We start from the raw sequence: 17,764 nt of genomic DNA, 5'->3' as shown, positions 1-17,764 counted from the left end.
ATTGTGCAACATTACTTTAACCTGGCGTTTATCCCGATTTTCGTCGGGTCATCGGAAGTGGCGCAATCCCTGCAATAATTAACTCAGTATCATGTGATACGCGATCCCCGGGAGCACATCTTGAACAGGTTACCCTCCAGCGCCTCGGCTCTTGCCTGTACCGCGCACGCACTGAATCTCATTGAAAAGCAAACGCTTGATCATGAGGAGATGAAACAACTTAACCGCGAGGTGATTGATTACTTCAAAGAGCATGTGAATCCGGGGTTTTTAGAGTATCGAAAATCTGTGACCGCTGGCGGGGATTACGGAGCCGTAGAGTGGCAGGCGGGGAGTTTGAATACGCTTGTCGACACCCAGGGACAGGAGTTTATTGATTGCCTGGGTGGTTTTGGGATTTTCAACGTGGGGCACCGTAATCCAGTTGTCGTTTCCGCCGTACAGAATCAACTCGCTAAACAACCTCTTCACAGTCAGGAACTCATCGACCCCCTGCGGGCGATGCTGGCAAAAACGCTGGCGGCCCTGACCCCCGGCAAACTGAAATACAGCTTCTTTAGCAACAGCGGCACGGAGTCGGTCGAAGCGGCGCTTAAGCTCGCCAAAGCGTACCAGTCGCCGCGCGGAAAATTCACCTTTATCGCCACCAGCGGTGCCTTCCACGGCAAATCGCTGGGCGCCCTCTCCGCGACGGCAAAATCGACCTTCCGTAAACCGTTTATGCCGCTGCTGCCGGGCTTCCGCCATGTGCCGTTCGGCGATATTGCTGCGCTGCGCCTGCAGCTCAGCGAGTGCCGTAAAACCGGCGATGACGTGGCGGCGGTGATTCTGGAACCTATTCAGGGTGAAGGGGGCGTGATCCTGCCTCCGCAAGGCTATCTGCCTGCCGTGCGTCAGCTGTGCGATGAGTTTGGCGCGCTGCTGATCTTCGACGAAGTGCAGACCGGTATGGGTCGTACAGGCAAGATGTTTGCCTGCGAGCATGAGAACGTGCAGCCAGACATTCTCTGCCTGGCGAAGGCGCTGGGCGGCGGCGTAATGCCGATTGGCGCCACGGTGGCGACCGAAGAGGTATTCTCGGTGCTGTTTGAAAACCCGTTCCTGCACACCACCACCTTCGGCGGTAATCCGCTGGCCTGTGCTGCTGCGCTGGCGACCATCAACGTATTACTGGAGGAGAACCTGCCTGCGCAGGCCGAGCAGAAAGGCGACATGCTGCTCGATGGTTTCCGCCAGCTAGGGCGTGAATACCCGGACCTGGTGCAGGACGCACGCGGCAAAGGTATGCTGATGGCTATCGAGTTTGTTGATAACGTAATCGGCTACAACTTCGCGAGCGAGATGTTCCGCCAGCGGGTGCTGGTAGCCGGCACGTTGAACAACGCCAAAACCATCCGCATTGAACCGCCGCTCACGCTCACCATTGAGCAGTGTGAGCAGGTGCTGAAAGCTGCGCGTAAAGCGCTGGCGGCGCTGAGAGTGAGCGTCGAAGAGGCGTAAAAAAACGGCCGGGCGGCCCTGCGCCTGCCCGGCCGTTTTTTTTTCCGCTACGTCCGAACCTTTTTAACGGTAAACCGCCGCACATTTCCCCTTTACTGGCCCCGCTCTGTTTTTGCCAACGCCTGGCTACCGGAACGATATTCGCTTCCGGCCAGGTCCATACCTTGTCTTTATCCTTGTTGGGTCACAACCATGGTATAAAACCGTCAACAGAGGTTACGCCGTCAGTAGCCTCGCATCTTGCCGTGATGGCCCTTGCTTTATTTTTTGTTAACGCGATGACGACGGCTCAGGTTCACCGCTGGCGCTTTAAGAGGAGAGACGATGTTTCACGGATTAAGTGCATTTCCGTTGACCCCCCTGAAAGAGGGAAAGATCGACGAGCAGGCTTTCACAACCCTTCTGCGCCCACTGGTGGATGCGGGCGTAGATTCGCTGGGTATTCTTGGTTCGACGGGCAGCTACGCGTACCTCACCGTTGCAGAACGAGCTCAGGTAGCACGCTGTGCGGTTGAGCATGCGGGCGGTATCCCTGTGATGGTGAGCATCGGCGCACTTCGGCTGGACGATATTCTGCGTCTGGCCGACGATGCGCAGGCGGCCGGGGCGGCCGGCGTGCTAATGGCTCCGGTCTCGTACCAGCGGCTGACGGCGGAGGAGGTCTATTCGCTGTATGAGCGGGTTACCCGCCAGCTCTCCGTTCCGCTGTGCGTTTACGATAACCCGGCCACCACCGGCTTTACATTTAGCGATGAGCTGATGTTTGCCGTGGCGGCGCTACCGAACATCGGCTCCGTGAAATTTGGCCGCGTGCCGGAGGATATCGCGCAGGTACGCTCGCGCCTTCCGGACAACGTTACCATGGGCATCAGCGGTGACTGGCAGGCAGCGCCAGCCCTGCGGGCCGGGTTCGACGTCTGGTACTCGGTTATCGCAGGCGTGTTCCCGCAGACCGCGCTGGCGATTGCGCGTTCAAAAGAGACGGCGCAATCTGAACGGCTTGAGCCGCTGTGGGCGCTGTTCCGCCGTTATGGCAGCCTGCGCGTCATGGCGGCCGCAGCCGAGATGATGGGAAAAGTCACGGTGCCTGCACTGCCGTTTCCCCTGCAGGCGATCCAGGGCGAGCCGCGTGAAGCGCTGGCGAGACTGATTGTCAGCCTTGAGCTGGCCTGAACCACCCGCTGGCGCTCCGCGTACCCGGCAAGCGGGATTAGCACTCCACAGGCCCGGTCCGCGTTGCGCCACCGGGCAAGGCCGTTATTCCGGCAACAACCCGACAAAACAGCGTTTTTTACGCGGCTCCGACATCAGTTCCTCGAGCTTATCCACGCAGGCCAGATAGTGCGGCGTCTGCTTGTGCGCTAATACTGCCTCTTCGTCTTTATAGGCTTCATAGATAAAGAACCGGGTTTTCACCCGCGGGTCCTGCAGTACATCAAAGCGCAGATTGCCCGGCTCCTGAATCGCCCCTTCATGATTGGCGCGAAACACCTCCAGAAACTCATCTACCCGTTCGGGTTTGATATTGATCTCTACCAGCGTCACATTCATTTTGCTTCTCCCTGTTTCTCTTCCTGCCAGAACTGGAACGCGTCCCGCGCGCGCATGTTCTCGTGGACCACTTTTTTCACCGCCTTCAGCATGGCGAGCGGCGCACTGGACTGGAAGATATTGCGCCCCATGTCCACGCCGGATGCCCCCTGGTCGATGGCGCGCCAGCACATCTCCAGCGCCTCGTTTTCCGGTAGCTTCTTGCCCCCGGCGATGACAATCGGCACCGGGCAACTGGCGGTCACTTTCTCAAAGCCCTCGTCGACATAATAGGTCTTAACGAACTGCGCCCCCATCTCGGCGGCGATGCGGCTGGCGAGCGAGAAATAGCGGGCGTCGCGCGTCATCTCTTTGCCCACCCCCGTTACCGCCAGCGTCGGCATGCCATAGCGCGCGCCCGCGTCCACCAGCTTGATGATGTTGTTGATGGACTGGTGCTCAAATTCACTGCCGATATAGACCTGCGCCGCTACCGCGCAGACGTTCAGGCGCAGCGCGTCCTCCATCGCGACCGCCACGCACTCGTTGGAAAGCTCGCCCAGAATCGAATTTCCCCCGGAGGCGCGCAGCACCACCGGTTTGTTGGTAGCCGCGGGCACCTGGCTTCGCAAAATGCCGCGAGTGCACATCAGCACGTCGGTCTCGCCAAACAGCGGGGCAATGGAGAGATCGATACGTTCAAGGCAGGTGGTTGGCCCCTGGAAGTAGCCGTGGTCAAAAGCCAGCATTACCGTGCGGTTGCTTTGCGGGTTGAAGATGCGTGAAAGCCGGGACTGCATGCCCCAGTCCAGCGAACCGCAGCCCTTCAGGGTGTAAGGTACGTTGACCTGCGGCGTACCGATACCAAAATCCTTGCCGTCTTTGATGTCGTCTAAATCAGCCATGTTCTCCCCCGTCAGAAGTCGTACTTATCAATGTTCTCTTTGGTGAACACCACCCGCTCCGGCAGCAGCACGATGCCATTGCCCTTCGCCTCATACTGGTAGCCCTGCACGCTGTTCGGCTCAACCTTCAGCGTCCCAATGTCTTTAATCTCTACGCTGTCGCCAACGTTAACATCGCCCTTTTTCAACATATGATCGGCGACGTTGACCGCAATTTTGCCCTGCTGCACCACATCCCACAGGCCAAAGGCTTTTACCGTGCCGCGCTCAACGTAGGGGCGCATTACGTTCGGCGTACTGAACCCGACGATCGCGACCCCTTCCCGCTTCAGGTTTTCTGCCGCCTGCGCTGCCGCCGGCAGGGCGTTAGCGTCCGGAGCGATGATCGCATCCAGATCCGGATAGGCTTTTAAAATCCCTTCGGCGGTTTGCAGGGATTTGGTGGCATCGTTATAGCCAAACTGGGTGGTGACGACCTGCCACTGGGGATGATCTTTCTCGATTTTGGCTTTCGCCTCTTTGACCCACTGGTTCTGGTCGGTGACGGTCGGGCTGGAGTAGAAGAAGGCGACTTTGGCATTCGGTTTGGTGACCTGCTTGCCGGCCATTTCTACCAGCAGGCCGCCCAGCTGTTCCGGTGTGCCCTGGTTGATGTAAATGCTGCGGCACTCCGGCTTGGTGTCGGAATCCCAGGTCAGCACCTTCACGCCGCGCTGCATCGCGCGCTTCAGCGCCGGGCAGAGACCGTCCGGCGACACGGCAGAGACGATAATGGCGTTGTAGCCCTGGTTGACGAAGTTGTTGATCAACTGCACCTGGCCGGAGACGCTCGGTTCGGTCGGGCCGTCGTAGGTCACATCTACGCCGAGATCTTTACCCGCCTCTTTCGCGCCGTTGCCGCCGCTGGTAAAGAAGCCGACACCCACCAGTTTCGGGATAAAGGCGATGCGGTCTGCCGCCTGCGCCGAGGCGAAGCTGAGGGCCATCGCCAGCACTATCAGTTTTGTTTTCATCGTACGCTCCGGGTAGTTTTCAGGAAGATATTGCGCACCCATTCACGGTGCAGACTCAGCGAACGTCCCATCACCACCACAACCAGTAGCGCCCCTGATAGCGCGCTCGACACCTGGTTGGGGATGCCGACCATCTGTAACCCCTGTTGCAGGTAGCCCACCAGCAACGCCGCCAGCGCCGTACCCACAATCGAACCTGACCCGCCGTAGATATTCGCCCCGCCGAGCACGGCGGCGGTGAGGGCCGGCATCAGTAAATCGCGCCCGAGATCCGAACGCGCCGAACCGAAATAAGAGACCATCACCAGGGCGGCAATCGCCGCAGCCACGCCCACCAGGCCATACAGCGCGTAAGGCATGCCGTTTACCGACAGCGCCGCATAGCGTGCCGCACGGGGGTTCTGGCCGATCAGGAACAGATGCCGGCCAAAGCGTCCGCGATGGGTAATCAGCCAGAAGAAAAGAGTTACGACGGCGAAGAGCACCAGCGGGATCGGCAGGCCGAAGAGCGTCAGGTTAGCGAAGGCGGTAAAGCTCTCCGGGAAGCCGCCAATCCCCTCATAGCCGGTCGCCCCCGCCATGCCAGAGAGCAGCAGCGCCCCGCCGCCGTAGAGGTAGAGCGTGCCGAGGGTAATGACCAGCGGGCTGATACCGGTGTAGTGAATCAGCGCGGCGTTGAGCAATCCGCACAGCAGACCGAGCAGCAGCGTCAACGGAATGGCCACGGCCATCGGCCACCCCGCCTGCGTCATCACCCCCAGCGCAATGGCGCACAGACCGATGGTCGACCCCAGCGAAATATCAATCCCACCGCTGATGATCACCAGCGTCAGCGGCAGCGCCACAATGCCGATGCAGATAAAGTCGCTGGTGCTGAACAGCAGCATGTTGATATCGAGCATCCGCGGGTTAATGGCGCCAAAGAGCAGGATCTCCAGCACCAGCAAGATCAGCAGCGCGCTTTCCCAGTTAAGCTTCATTTACGCCACCTCTTTTTTGCGTTTTGAAAAGGGGGTGACGTGTTTTCCCCCTTTGTTGCCCGGCTGGAAACGGCTGTATTTCAGCGCCCGCTGATGTCGTGCCAGCGCCTGACGCAAGCGCCCGTCGAGCACCAGCACCCCCAGCAGCACCAGCCCGGCGATAAAGTCGTTCCACCAGGCCGGGAGCCTGAACAGCACCAGCACGGTGTCGATTTGGGTCAGGAAGAAGGCGCCGAGCAGCGCACCAATCAGCGTGCCCGTCCCGCCCAGCAGCGAAATTCCGCCAAGTACGCAGGCGGCGATCGCTTTCATCTCCAGTCCGCTGCCGGTCTGGTTTGGCACAAAGCCGATCTGCGCGGCAAAGATAATGCCCGCACAGGCCGCCAGCATGCCGTTCAGAGTAAAAGCGAGCATGCGGGTGCGGTTTACCGCCACGCCCAGCTGGCGTGCGGCGGCGAGGTTGTCGCCCACCGCATAAAAATCACGCCCGAAAGCGGTGCGCGACAGGATCCACGCCCCCACGGCGGCGATAAACAGCACCACAAAGCCCAACGGTGAAATCCCGAGGGCGACCGGCGCTGAGAGGCCTTTCAGGGCTGGTGGCAGCCCTTCTATCCACTTTCCACCGGTCCAGAGCAGCATGCCACCGCGATAGAGCCCCAGCGTGCCGAGGGTGGCCACAATCGCCGGGATACGCAGTCCCACCACCAGCAGGCCATTAAACGCACCGGCCAGCGCGCCTATCATCAGTGCAAAGAGCATAGAGACCGGCAGGCTATAGCCGTTATTAAGCGCCACGCCTACGGCAATGGCGCAGAGGCCGACGGTCGATCCCACTGAAACATCAATATTACGGGTCAGCATCACCAGCGCCGCGCCGATCGCCAGCAGGATCAGGATCTGCGCGCTGGCGAAGATCATTCCCAGCGTCTGTAGGCTCAAATAGCCTGGATTCAGCGCCACCAGCACGGCAAACAGAGCGAGGATCGCCAGTAAAGCGCTCAGCTCACGGTTCTTTAATAAGGTCTTCATGCCTGGCCTCCGAACGCCAATGCCATCATGCGATCGAGGCTGACCGCCTGGCGGGGCAACTCGCCGCTGAGCCTCCCCTGGTGCATCACCAGCACGCGATCCGCCAGACCGGGAAATTCATCAAGATCGCTTGAGATCATTAGCACCGCCACGTTTTGCGCCGCCACGCTCTTAAGCAGCTGATAGATATCGGCGCGCGCCGAGACGTCCACACCGCGCGTCGGTTCATCGACGATCAACAGCAGTGGGTTGGCCTCCAGACAGCGTGCCAGCAGGACCTTCTGTTGATTACCGCCGGAGAGGGTGCGCACGGTTTGATCCGCATGGTTGAGTTTGATCCCCAGCGCCCGGTGATAACGCTCCACCACCGCAGATTCCCGCTTGCGCTGTTGCCAGACAGAGGGCTCGTTCAGCGCCACGGTGTTCCAGCGGATCGGCGCATCCAGGAACAGACCCGATACCTGCCTGTCTTCCGGCAGGTAGACCAGCCCCTTCCCGAGGCGGGCCGAAACGGTATCGTGGCCGATCTCCTGATTCTCCAGCCAGACGCGCCCTCCGCGTGCCGGACGCAGGCCATAGAGGGTTTCCGCAAACTCCGTGCGCCCGGATCCCACCAGCCCGGCGAGGCCGACAATCTCGCCGGCGTAAATTTCCAGGCTGAGATCGATAAACCCCTCCCCGGTGAGATCGTCCACCCGCAGGACCGGGAAATCCTGCGCCTGGGTACGGCGGTTTCCCGGCAGGGCCAGCCACAGTTTTTGTGTATCGCTTAAGCTGCGATCCCGGCTGACCGGGGTCATGGCAGCGATCAGCGCATTGTCATCCAGCTGCGCGGTTTCGCCGCTGAGTACCACCGCGCCGTCACGCATCACCGACACGTGGCTGGCGAGCGCGCGGATCTCCGGCAGTTTATGAGAGATAAAAACAATGCCGACCCCCAGCGCCTGGAGCGCGCGGATCTGGCGGAACAGGCGCTCGGTTTCTCCGGGCGTGAGCGATGCGGTAGGTTCATCAAGGATCAGGATCTGCGCCTCGCGCATTAACCCGCGCAGGATCTCCACCATCTGCTGATCTGCCACTTCCAAAGTGCTGGCGGCCGCGTCGAGATTTAGCTGGCACTGCAACTGCTGGAGCTTATCGGTCAGGCGCGTATTAAGGTTGTTGCCGCGCGGCAGGCGGAAAAGAATGTTTTCGCGCACCGTGAGATTGGGAAACAGCATCGGCTCCTGCGGCACCAGATAGATGCCAAGCCCGTGCGCCTGGCCAGGCTTAAGGCGCGCAAATGCGTGACCGGCCACAGAGAGTTCACCGCGATCGGGCGTCTCAACCCCGGCAATGATCTTCATTAGCGTCGATTTTCCCGCGCCATTACCGCCCATTAACGCATGCACCTGGCCTGACAGCAGTGTGAAATCAATGCCTTTCAACACCGGAACGCCAGAGAACTGCTTATGGATATCGCGTGCCTCTAAGAGTGTTTTCATCTTCACGCCGCCATTGAACAAAAGATTTTTAGATTTAATAATGTTCAAAAGCGTAGACCCTGAACTATATTTACAACCGTGCAGGGATCACAGTTTTATGGTTTGAGATCCAGAGATTACCCAAACACATTAAAAGATCCGTTTTGTCGCGTGGCTCACATTTTCGCGGCGCAACATCACGAACATATGATCTAAATTTTTATAAGAGTTCATCTATGAGCGAGAAACGCATTGTCGAAGAGAGCCGGTTTGCCGGACTGGCGCTGTCAGAGGAAGAGCTGGTGGCTCGCGTGGCCTGGTGTTACTACCACGACGGCCTGACCCAGAACGACATAGGCGAACGGTTAGGCCTGCCGCGCCTGAAGATCTCCCGCCTGCTGGAGAAGGGGCGTCAGTCGGGGGTGATCCGCGTACAGATTAACTCGCGCTACGAGGGGTGCCTGGCTCTGGAAACCGAGCTGCAACAGCGTTTTGGCCTGAAGCTGGCCCGCGTGTTACCGGCCCTGAATACCCCAGCGATGAGCATACGCCTGGGCATTGGTGCCGCCCAGTCGTTAATGGGCGTACTGGAACCCGGGCAGCTGCTGGCAGTGGGATTTGGTGAAACCACCATGAGCTGCATCCAGCACTTAAGCGGTTTTATTGGTTCACAGCAGGTGCGGCTGGTGACCCTTTCGGGCGGCGTCGGGCCCTATATGACCGGTATTAGCCAGCTGGATGCGGCCTGTAGCGTAAGTATGATCCCCGCCCCGCTGCGCGTGTCGTCAGCATCCGTTGCCGGGATCTTAAAGCGTGAAGCCAGCGTAAGGGATGTGATCCTCGCCGCCACGGCCGCCGATGCAGCCGTAGTCGGTATCGGATCGGTGAACCAGCGTCGCGATGCCACGATTTTACGCTCCGGCTACATCAGCGAGGGAGAACAGTTGATGTTCGCCCGTAAGGGCGCCGTGGGGGACATTCTCGGTTACTTCCTTAACGCCGGCGGCGAGCGGGTTGAGGATCTGGAGATTCATCAGGAGTTACTCGGCGTGACCCTCGAAGAGCTGGCGCAACTGCCCACTATCGTTGGTGTGGCCGGTGGCGAAGAGAAAGCCGATGCGATTTATGCCGCACTGAAAGGTCGCCGTATCAATGGCCTGGTGACGGAAGAGACCACAGCCCGCGCGGTGCTGGCCCTGGCAAAATAAGGGCGTAGCTCGTGCAAACCACGAGGCATGCTCATGAGTTACCTTTTAGCGTTAGATGCAGGGACAGGCAGCGTTCGCGCCGTGATTTTCGATCTACAAGGCAACCAGATTGCCGTCGGCCAGGCCGAGTGGAAACACCTGAGCGTGGAGAATGTGCCTGGGTCGATGGAGTTTGACCTCGATACCAACTGGCGGCTGGCCTGCCAGTGCATTCAGCAGGCGCTGACGCGCGCGCACCTGAACGCGGCGGATATTCAGTCCGTCGCCTGCTGCTCGATGCGCGAAGGGATTGTGCTGTATGACCGCAACGGCGAGGCCATCTGGGCCTGTGCCAACGTCGATGCCCGCGCCAGCCGCGAGGTAGCCGAACTCAAAGAGATCCACGATTACCGTTTCGAATCCGAGGTGTATGACGTTTCCGGCCAGACCCTGGCCCTCAGCGCCATGCCGCGCCTGCTGTGGCTGGCGCACCATCGCCCGGATATCTATCGCAAAGCCGCCACCATCACCATGATCAGCGACTGGCTGGCGGCAAAACTCTCCGGCGAGCTGGCGGTCGATCCGTCCAACGCGGGGACCACGGGCATGTTAGATCTCTTCTCCCGCGACTGGCGTCCGGCGCTGCTCGACATGGCCGGGCTGCGCGCCGATATTCTCTCTCCGGTGAAAGAGACGGGGACCGTGCTGGGGGCCATCACCCGCGAAGCCGCGCAACAGAGCGGCCTGCGCGAAGGCACGCCGGTAGTGATGGGCGGCGGCGACGTACAGCTGGGTTGCCTGGGATTAGGGGTGGTGCGCGCCGGGCAAACGGCGGTATTAGGCGGCACCTTCTGGCAGCAGGTGGTAAACCTGCCGCAAGTGCGAACCGATCCTGATATGAATATTCGCGTTAACCCGCACGTCATCCCCAGTATGGCCCAGGCGGAGTCGATCAGCTTCTTTACCGGGCTGACCATGCGCTGGTTCCGCGATGCCTTTTGCGCGGAAGAGAAGCTCATTGCCGAGCGGATGGGGGTAGATACCTACAGCCTGCTGGAAGAGATGGCGAGCCGCGTGCCGGCGGGATCCCACGGTGTGATGCCGATATTTTCTGATGCGATGCACTTTAAGCAGTGGTATCACGCAGCACCGTCGTTTATCAATCTCTCCATCGACCCGGAAAAGTGCAACAAAGCCACGCTATTCCGCGCGCTGGAAGAGAACGCGGCGATTGTCTCCGCCTGCAACCTGACGCAAATTTCGCACTTTTCCGGGGTGACGTTTGAGAGCCTGGTCTTTGCGGGCGGCGGGGCGAAAGGCGCCTTATGGAGCCAGATTTTAAGTGACGTCACTGGCCTGCCGGTGCGCGTGCCCGAGGTAAAAGAGGCGACGGCGCTCGGCTGTGCAATTGCGGCGGGTACTGGTGCCGGGCTGTTTGCGGATATGGCCTCAACGGGGGAGCGGCTGGTGAAATGGAGCCGCGAATTTACGCCGAACCCGGAACACCGGGAGCTGTACGACGGCATGATGCAGAAATGGCAGGCGGTGTACGCCGATCAGCTTGGGCTGGTGGATAGCGGGTTGACCACGTCAATGTGGCAGGCGCCTGGGCTGGTGCGGGTATCCCCCTCACCCCGGCCCTCTCCCTGAGGGAGAGGGAGTAAAAGTCCCCCGCACTGGGTGTGTAAGTCCCCTCTCCCCGTGGGAGAGGGTTAGGGTGAGGGCATCAGGCCGCACAATATTTGAATCCCATCACAATCACCGCATTCCCCTTTTCCCTTTTACTCTCCGCTGGCTAAATTAGTAACTCATCCGACCACATAACAATAAATTAACACTGGAAGAGAGTATGAGCCGCTACCCGTCGTTATTCGCCCCGCTCGACCTGGGGTTCACCACCCTCAAAAACCGTGTACTGATGGGATCGATGCACACCGGTCTGGAGGAGCGTCCGGACGGCGCTGAGCGCCTGGCGGCTTTCTACGCCGAGCGCGCCCGCCATGGCGTGGCGCTGATTGTGACCGGCGGCGTGGCCCCCGCCCTTTCTGGCGTTACGATGGAGGGCGGCGCGGTACTGAATGACGCCAGCCAGCTTCCCCATCACCGCCTCGTGACCGACGCCGTCCATCGTGAGGGGGGCAAAATCGCGCTGCAGATCCTGCATACCGGCCGTTACAGCTATCAGCCGCATCTGGTGGCGCCCTCTGCCATTCAGGCACCGATTAACCGCTTCAAACCGCAGGCGCTCAGCCACGACCAGATCCTGGCGCTAATTGACGACTTCGCCCGTTGCGCCGCACTGGCGCGGGAAGCAGGATATGATGGCGTAGAGGTCATGGGGTCGGAAGGCTACCTGATTAACGAGTTTCTCGCCGCCCGCACCAACCAGCGCGACGACGAATGGGGCGGCGATTATGCCCGCCGCATGCGTTTTGCCGTCGAGGTGGTGCGCGCCGTACGGGAACGGGCGGGTGCGGATTTTATCATCGTCTACCGTCTCTCGATGCTCGACCTGGTGGAGGGCGGCGGCACCTTCGACGAAACCGTCCAACTGGCCCAGGCAATAGAAGCCGCCGGAGCCACGATCATCAACACCGGCATCGGCTGGCACGAGGCGCGCATCCCGACCATCGCTACCCCGGTACCGCGCGCCGCGTTCAGTTGGGTGACGCGTAAGCTGAAAGGCAAAGTCTCTATTCCGCTGGTGACCACCAACCGTATTAACGATCCGCAGGTGGCGGACGATGTGCTTTCACGCGATGATGCCGATATGGTCTCCATGGCGCGCCCGTTCCTCGCCGATGCGGAGATCCTTTCTAAAGCGCAGAGCGGGCGCGCAGATGAGATCAACACCTGCATCGGCTGTAACCAGGCCTGTCTGGATCAGATCTTTGTCGGCAAAGTCACCTCCTGCCTGGTCAACCCACGCGCCTGCCACGAAACCAAACTGCCGGTGATCCCAGCGATCGTTAAAAAGCGTCTCGCCGTGGTCGGTGCAGGCCCGGCAGGGTTAGCATTTGCGGTAAATGCCGCCGCTCGAGGGCACAGCGTCACGCTGTTTGACGCGGCTGCCGAGATTGGCGGGCAGTTTAATATCGCCAAACAGATCCCCGGCAAAGAGGAGTTTTACGAGACGCTGCGCTACTACCGCCGGATGATCGAGGTCACGGGCGTCGATCTGCAGCTCAACCAGAGAGTGAATGCGCCCGATCTGATCGGTTTCGACGAGGTGATCCTCGCCAGCGGGATTGCCCCGCGTACCCCGGCGATCGCGGGTATCGATCATCCGAAGGTGCTGAGCTATCTCGACGTGCTACGCGATAAAGTGCCGGTGGGCGAAAAGGTGGCGATTATCGGCTGCGGCGGAATCGGCTTTGATACCGCCATGTACCTGAGCCAGCCAGGAGAGGCCACCAGCCAGAACATTGCCGAATTTTGTGTGGAATGGGGAATCGATACCAGCCTGAACCAGTCCGGTGGGTTACGCCCCGAAGGGCCGCAACTGCCGGCCAGCCCGCGCCAGATTGTGATGCTGCAGCGTAAAGCCAGCAAACCGGGCGAAGGGCTGGGTAAAACCACGGGCTGGATCCACCGCGCCACCCTGCTCTCACGGGGGGTGAAGATGATCCCGGCGGTGAGCTACCAGAAGATCGACGACGACGGTCTGCATGTGACGATCGGCGGAGAGTCGCAGCTGCTGGCGGTGGATCAGGTGATTTTATGTGCCGGGCAGGAGCCGAAACGCGATCTGGCAGATCCGCTGCGCGATGCCGGCAAAACGGTGCATCTGATTGGTGGGTGTGATGTGGCGATGGAGCTGGATGCCCGACGGGCGATTGCGCAGGGGACGATGCTGGCATTAAGCATTTAATTTTTCCCCTCACCCCGGCCCTCTCCCCACAGGGGCGAGGTTGTATTCGTCCCCTCTCCCCCGTGGGGGGAGGGGGTAATCCTCTTACCGACGACGTCCCAGCTTAACCGCTTTCAGCACCACAAACTTATTGTTCGTCGCGATGGTGACGCAGTTACCGAAAATCTTCTTCAGCTTGTGGAAGTAGTCCAGGTGGCGGTTCGCCACGATGTACAGCTCGCCGTTAATTTTCAGGCAGCGGCGGGCATGGTGGAACATCTCCCATGCAACGTTATCCGTCAGGGCGTGCTTCTGGTGGAACGGCGGGTTACAGAAGACGGCGTTGAAGCGGAAAGGCTCCACGCCCGACAGCGCGTTGTTGATCATAAACTCGCAGCGATCCAGCGCGTCCGGCATGTTGGTTTCGACGTTCAGACGGCTTGATGCCACCGCCATTGGCGACTCATCGCTAAACACCACGCTGGCGTCCGGGTTCTTCGCCAACAGCTTCAGGCCAATCACGCCGTTACCACAGCCCAGGTCTACAATCTCCCCTTCGAGGTTCTCCGGCAGATGCTCCATAAAGAAACGCGCCCCAATATCCAGCCCGGTGCGGGAGAAGACGTTCGCATGGTTGTGGATGGTCCAGTCGGTACCCTCCAGCTTCCAGCTCAGGGTTTCGGGTGCGTCAGCCAGTTCCGGTGCGCTGAAGGTACAGTTGATCAGGCGCGCTTTTTTCCAGGCCAGCGTGGTGGTGGTGGGGCCGAGCACTTTCTCGAACAGTTCCAGCGTCGAGGTGTGGATATCGCGCGCCTTGGCACCGGCGATGATACGCGTTTGCGGGGTAACCACCTTACGCAGCGCGCGCAGTTGCTGCTCCAGCAGCGCCATGGTTTTTGGCACTTTAATCAGCACCACGCCCGGCGCCTGCGGGTAGTCCGCGGTGCTGTCGAGGAACTTCACGCTGCCTTCATCGATATCGTTATGGCGCAGGTTCTCACGCGTTGCCAGCTCGCTCAGGTAAGAGTCGCCGATGCTGTAGGGCGTGTGCTCTGCCAGCGCGCAGGCCAGCGCGCCAAAGGCGTCATTCAGGATCAGAACCGGGCCGCTGATTTCAGTGTCATCCAACTGCTGCAGCAGATAGTCATCCGCCGCTTCCCACGCCTGAAGCGGGTTAACGTCATCCGTTTCCGGGAAACGTTTAAGGTTGAGTGAACGGAAACCGTTGTCTAAGTGGCTCATCGGCCCTCCTGAATGGTAAAATTTGGCGTATCCCTGAAAAGGGTGCGTGAGTATACCCGTTTTATTGTCGATTTGGGGCGTTGATGAACCAACTTACTTATCTCCAGGGCTACCCGGAGAACTTACTGACTCAGGTTCGCAGCCTGATTGCCGAGCAAAAGCTGGGCGCGGTGCTGGAAAAACGCTACCCCGGCACGCACGATTTCGCGACCGATAAGGCGCTCTGGCAGTATACGCAGGATCTGAAAAACCGGTATCTGAAGAGCGCGCCGCCGATCAATAAGGTGATGTACGACAACAAGATCCACGTACTGAAAAATGCTCTCGGCCTGCATACCGCCATCTCCCGCGTGCAGGGCGGCAAGCTAAAAGCCAAAGCCGAGATCCGCGTAGCGACGGTGTTTCGCAACGCCCCCGAGGCGTTTTTGCGAATGATCGTGGTGCATGAGCTGGCGCACCTGAAAGAGAAAGAGCACGACAAAGCGTTCTACTCCCTGTGCTGCCATATGGAACCGCAATACCACCAGCTGGAGTTTGATACCCGGTTATGGCTTACGCATTTATCGTTAAAAGGTAATGCGGAATAGCGCACTCATTTTGTCACGCGGCCGTGCTACAGTGGCTAAAGGTTCCCAGCTACGGAGTACGTAAACGTTTATGATACGTTTCGCAGTCATTGGAACGAACTGGATCACCCGCCAGTTCGTTGACGCCGCCCACGAGACCGGCAAATTCAAACTCACCGCAGTCTTTTCCCGTAGCCTTGAACAGGCCCAGACTTTTGCCGGTGATTATCTCGTCGAAAACCTGTTTACCTCTCTGGAAGAGATGGCTCAAAGCGATGCCATTGATGCTGTCTATATCGCCAGCCCAAACTCTCTGCACTTTACGCAAACTGCACTGTTCCTCAGCCATAAAAAACATGTGATTTGCGAAAAGCCGCTGGCCTCAAATATTCAGGAAGTAGAAGCCGCCATTGCGCTTGCCCGCGAAAACCAGGTGGTGCTGTTCGAAGCCTTCAAAACCGCCAGCCTGCCAAACTTCCTGCTGTTGCAGCAGTCCCTGCCGAAAATTGGCAAGGTGCGTAAAGCCTTTATCAACTACTGCCAGTATTCGTCGCGCTATCAGCGCTATCTTGACGGCGAAAACCCAAACACCTTTAATCCGGCTTTCTCTAACGGCTCGATTATGGATATTGGGTTCTACTGCCTCGCCAGTGCCGTGGCGCTATGGGGCGAACCGCACGGTGTAACCGCCACCGCCAGTCTGCTGGAGAGCGGCGTGGATGCCCACGGGCTAGTAGTACTGGATTACGGTGATTTCAGCGTCACGCTGCAACACTCCAAAGTGAGTGATTCGGTGCTGCCAAGCGAAATTCAGGGCGAAAACGGCTCGCTGGTGATTGAAAAAATCTCTGAGTGCCAGAAACTGAGCTTCGTGCCGCGCGGCGGCAAAGCGCAGGAGCTGACGCAGCCTCAGCATATTAACACTATGCTTTATGAGGCAGAGGTATTCGCGCGACTGGTTGAAGACAACGAAGTGAATCACCCGGGCCTCGCGGTCAGCCGCACCACGGCGAAACTGCAGACGGAAATCCGCCGTCAGACCGGTGTGGTCTTCCCCGCTGACGGTCTGAGCGCTGAAGTCACCGCGTAAAGCTATGTAATAAAGTCTGGCAGGAGATTGACGAAATCATTGACCTGACATATTTTGTTACGTGCAAAGGGGAGTAACTTCCTTGCCGGTGGATCGTCATTACGATGTGTGTAAAACCGCATCCGGTCGCCGGGCAACCTTCATGGTTGTAAGTGAGACCTTGCCGAAAGGCGAGGTCTATGCATAAAAAGCTAACGGCTATCGTCTTTCGACCATAGCCGTTTTTGTTTTTTATGTGCGAGGAAAAAAATTATGCACTCTGTCGGCACTCCAATGTTGTGGGGCGGATTCGCGGTTGTCGTGCTCATCATGCTGGCGATAGACCTCTTTTTGCAGGGTCGTCGCGGCGAACACGGCATGACCATGAAGCAAGCCGCCGCCTGGTCCCTGGTGTGGGTCACCCTCTCTCTGCTCTTCTGCGCCGCTTTCTGGTGGTACCTGGCGACGACCCAGGGCCGCGCTGTCGCCGATCCGCAGGCGCTCGCCTTCCTCACCGGCTATCTGATTGAAAAAGCGCTGGCGGTGGATAACGTCTTCGTCTGGCTGATGCTGTTCAGTTACTTCGCGGTACCGGCGGCGTTGCAGCGCCGGGTGCTGGTTTATGGGGTACTGGGTGCCATTGTCCTGCGTACCATCATGATCTTCGCCGGTAGCTGGCTGATTACGCAGTTCGAATGGCTGCTGTATGTCTTTGGCGCGTTCCTGCTCTTCACCGGGGTCAAAATGGCGCTGGCGAAAGAGGACGAAACCGGCATCGGCGAAAAGCCGATGGTCAAGTGGCTTCGCGGCCATCTGCGCATGACCGATACCATCGAGAGCGAGCACTTCTTTGTGCGCAAAAATGGCCTGCTGTTTGCCACGCCGCTGCTTCTGGTGCTGATTCTGGTTGAGCTAAGTGATGTGATCTTCGCGGTGGACAGCATTCCGGCGATCTTCGCGGTGACCACCGACCCGTTCATCGTCCTGACCTCAAACCTGTTTGCGATTCTGGGCCTGCGTGCCATGTACTTCCTGCTGGCGGGCGTCGCGGAGCGCTTCTCAATGCTGAAGTATGGCCTGTCGGTTATCCTGGTCTTTATCGGTATTAAGATGCTGATTGTCGACTTCTATCATATTCCGATCGCCATCTCGCTGGGCATAGTATTTGGCATTCTGGCGCTGACCTTAATTATCAACGCCTGGGTGAACCATCAGAACGATAAAAAGCAGCAGACGCAGTAAGGTCGGATATCACCTCCTGACGCGTTAAATTCCACTGAAAACGGTAACCTCCGAGTTGCCGTTTTTTTGGATATTGCTCTGCTCCGCAAAAATGTAAATATACAGTTAAAAAACATGACGCAGTACGTAAAACCCAGCATTTTACGCTTCCCACGCGCCACGCTTTCCTTATACTCATTTAGGCA

General features: G+C 58.9%; 15 protein-coding genes. 8 read left to right on the top strand and 7 right to left on the bottom strand.

Annotated elements, in window-relative coordinates; genetic code table 11:
* The first annotated feature begins 120 nt into the window (after nt 1-120).
* Together ygjG and B3511_RS19390 are read left to right on the top strand one after the other, a co-directional pair.
* Nucleotides 121-1,500, top strand: coding sequence for a putrescine aminotransferase (gene ygjG / locus B3511_RS19395; protein WP_286790087.1), 1,380 nt, complete (start codon nt 121-123; stop codon nt 1,498-1,500).
* Nucleotides 1,501-1,824: 324 nt separating this feature from the next.
* On the top strand, nt 1,825-2,673 hold the full coding sequence (locus B3511_RS19390) for a dihydrodipicolinate synthase family protein (protein WP_207292436.1): 849 nt from the start codon (nt 1,825-1,827) through the stop codon (nt 2,671-2,673).
* 84 nt (nt 2,674-2,757) lie between these two features.
* Here B3511_RS19390 and lsrG read toward each other — a convergent pair whose 3' ends face one another.
* Genes lsrG through lsrA form a run of 6 tightly spaced genes read right to left on the bottom strand, consistent with a single transcriptional unit; the run spans nt 2,758 to nt 8,444 of the window.
* On the bottom strand, nt 2,758-3,051 hold the full coding sequence (gene lsrG, locus B3511_RS19385) for a (4S)-4-hydroxy-5-phosphonooxypentane-2,3-dione isomerase (RefSeq protein ID WP_022649458.1): 294 nt from the start codon (nt 3,049-3,051) through the stop codon (nt 2,758-2,760).
* Complete coding sequence (gene lsrF, locus B3511_RS19380; RefSeq protein ID WP_286790086.1) at nt 3,048-3,935, bottom strand: 3-hydroxy-5-phosphonooxypentane-2,4-dione thiolase; 888 nt, start codon at nt 3,933-3,935, stop codon at nt 3,048-3,050. Before lsrF ends, lsrG begins: the two co-directional genes overlap by 4 nt.
* An 11-nt stretch (nt 3,936-3,946) precedes the next feature.
* Nucleotides 3,947-4,948, bottom strand: a complete 1,002-nt coding sequence (gene lsrB / locus B3511_RS19375) for an autoinducer 2 ABC transporter substrate-binding protein LsrB (protein WP_040073947.1) — start codon at nt 4,946-4,948, stop codon at nt 3,947-3,949.
* On the bottom strand, nt 4,945-5,928 hold the full coding sequence (gene lsrD / locus B3511_RS19370; RefSeq protein WP_286790085.1) for an autoinducer 2 ABC transporter permease LsrD: 984 nt from the start codon (nt 5,926-5,928) through the stop codon (nt 4,945-4,947). The genes lsrB and lsrD overlap by 4 nt, the downstream gene beginning before the upstream one ends.
* Nucleotides 5,929-6,960, bottom strand: a complete 1,032-nt coding sequence (gene lsrC, locus B3511_RS19365) for an autoinducer 2 ABC transporter permease LsrC (RefSeq protein WP_286790084.1) — start codon at nt 6,958-6,960, stop codon at nt 5,929-5,931.
* Complete coding sequence (gene lsrA, locus B3511_RS19360; protein ID WP_286790083.1) at nt 6,957-8,444, bottom strand: autoinducer 2 ABC transporter ATP-binding protein LsrA; 1,488 nt, start codon at nt 8,442-8,444, stop codon at nt 6,957-6,959. Before lsrA ends, lsrC begins: the two co-directional genes overlap by 4 nt.
* A gap of 215 nt (nt 8,445-8,659) precedes the next feature.
* On the opposite strand from lsrA, the gene lsrR reads away from it, so the two are divergent.
* From lsrR to B3511_RS19345, 3 genes are all read left to right on the top strand, one after another.
* A complete protein-coding gene (gene lsrR, locus B3511_RS19355) occupies nt 8,660-9,631 on the top strand; it encodes a transcriptional regulator LsrR (RefSeq protein ID WP_286790082.1) in 972 nt (323 codons plus the stop codon).
* Between the two features lie 33 nt (nt 9,632-9,664).
* Nucleotides 9,665-11,260: an autoinducer-2 kinase gene (gene lsrK / locus B3511_RS19350; RefSeq protein WP_286790081.1), complete on the top strand. Its 1,596-nt coding sequence runs from the start codon at nt 9,665-9,667 to the stop codon at nt 11,258-11,260.
* A gap of 199 nt (nt 11,261-11,459) precedes the next feature.
* On the top strand, nt 11,460-13,481 hold the full coding sequence (locus B3511_RS19345) for an NADPH-dependent 2,4-dienoyl-CoA reductase (RefSeq protein WP_286790080.1): 2,022 nt from the start codon (nt 11,460-11,462) through the stop codon (nt 13,479-13,481).
* 84 nt (nt 13,482-13,565) lie between these two features.
* Here the strand turns inward: B3511_RS19345 and rlmG are convergent, their stop codons facing one another.
* On the bottom strand, nt 13,566-14,702 hold the full coding sequence (gene rlmG, locus B3511_RS19340; protein WP_286790079.1) for a 23S rRNA (guanine(1835)-N(2))-methyltransferase RlmG: 1,137 nt from the start codon (nt 14,700-14,702) through the stop codon (nt 13,566-13,568).
* A gap of 83 nt (nt 14,703-14,785) precedes the next feature.
* Between rlmG and B3511_RS19335 the strand changes: the two genes are divergently transcribed.
* The 3 genes from B3511_RS19335 (at nt 14,786) to B3511_RS19325 (ending at nt 17,579) form a co-directional block, all read left to right on the top strand.
* On the top strand, nt 14,786-15,289 hold the full coding sequence (locus B3511_RS19335; protein WP_046885815.1) for a YgjP-like metallopeptidase domain-containing protein: 504 nt from the start codon (nt 14,786-14,788) through the stop codon (nt 15,287-15,289).
* A 70-nt stretch (nt 15,290-15,359) separates the two neighbouring features.
* Nucleotides 15,360-16,358: a Gfo/Idh/MocA family protein gene (locus B3511_RS19330; RefSeq protein WP_233800521.1), complete on the top strand. Its 999-nt coding sequence runs from the start codon at nt 15,360-15,362 to the stop codon at nt 16,356-16,358.
* A 252-nt stretch (nt 16,359-16,610) separates the two neighbouring features.
* Nucleotides 16,611-17,579: a TerC family protein gene (locus B3511_RS19325; protein WP_207292442.1), complete on the top strand. Its 969-nt coding sequence runs from the start codon at nt 16,611-16,613 to the stop codon at nt 17,577-17,579.
* Nucleotides 17,580-17,764 lie beyond the last annotated feature (185 nt).

The organism is Leclercia sp. UBA1284, from assembly GCF_002308415.1.
Lineage (GTDB): Bacteria > Pseudomonadota > Gammaproteobacteria > Enterobacterales > Enterobacteriaceae > Enterobacter > Enterobacter pneumoniae.
Note: the sequence above shows the minus strand (reverse complement) of the source record. Positions and strands in the feature narration are given on the sequence as shown.

Coding starts and splice junctions, on each gene's coding strand:
- B3511_RS19390 (WP_207292436.1), top strand. CDS start 1,825: ATGTTTCACGGATTAAGTGCATTTCCGTTGACCCCCCTGAAAGAGGGA.
- lsrG (WP_022649458.1), bottom strand. CDS start 3,051: ATGAATGTGACGCTGGTAGAGATCAATATCAAACCCGAACGGGTAGAT.
- lsrF (WP_286790086.1), bottom strand. CDS start 3,935: ATGGCTGATTTAGACGACATCAAAGACGGCAAGGATTTTGGTATCGGT.
- lsrB (WP_040073947.1), bottom strand. CDS start 4,948: ATGAAAACAAAACTGATAGTGCTGGCGATGGCCCTCAGCTTCGCCTCG.
- lsrD (WP_286790085.1), bottom strand. CDS start 5,928: ATGAAGCTTAACTGGGAAAGCGCGCTGCTGATCTTGCTGGTGCTGGAG.
- lsrC (WP_286790084.1), bottom strand. CDS start 6,960: ATGAAGACCTTATTAAAGAACCGTGAGCTGAGCGCTTTACTGGCGATC.
- lsrA (WP_286790083.1), bottom strand. CDS start 8,444: ATGAAAACACTCTTAGAGGCACGCGATATCCATAAGCAGTTCTCTGGC.
- lsrR (WP_286790082.1), top strand. CDS start 8,660: ATGAGCGAGAAACGCATTGTCGAAGAGAGCCGGTTTGCCGGACTGGCG.
- lsrK (WP_286790081.1), top strand. CDS start 9,665: ATGAGTTACCTTTTAGCGTTAGATGCAGGGACAGGCAGCGTTCGCGCC.
- B3511_RS19345 (WP_286790080.1), top strand. CDS start 11,460: ATGAGCCGCTACCCGTCGTTATTCGCCCCGCTCGACCTGGGGTTCACC.
- rlmG (WP_286790079.1), bottom strand. CDS start 14,702: ATGAGCCACTTAGACAACGGTTTCCGTTCACTCAACCTTAAACGTTTC.
- B3511_RS19335 (WP_046885815.1), top strand. CDS start 14,786: ATGAACCAACTTACTTATCTCCAGGGCTACCCGGAGAACTTACTGACT.
- B3511_RS19330 (WP_233800521.1), top strand. CDS start 15,360: ATGATACGTTTCGCAGTCATTGGAACGAACTGGATCACCCGCCAGTTC.
- B3511_RS19325 (WP_207292442.1), top strand. CDS start 16,611: ATGCACTCTGTCGGCACTCCAATGTTGTGGGGCGGATTCGCGGTTGTC.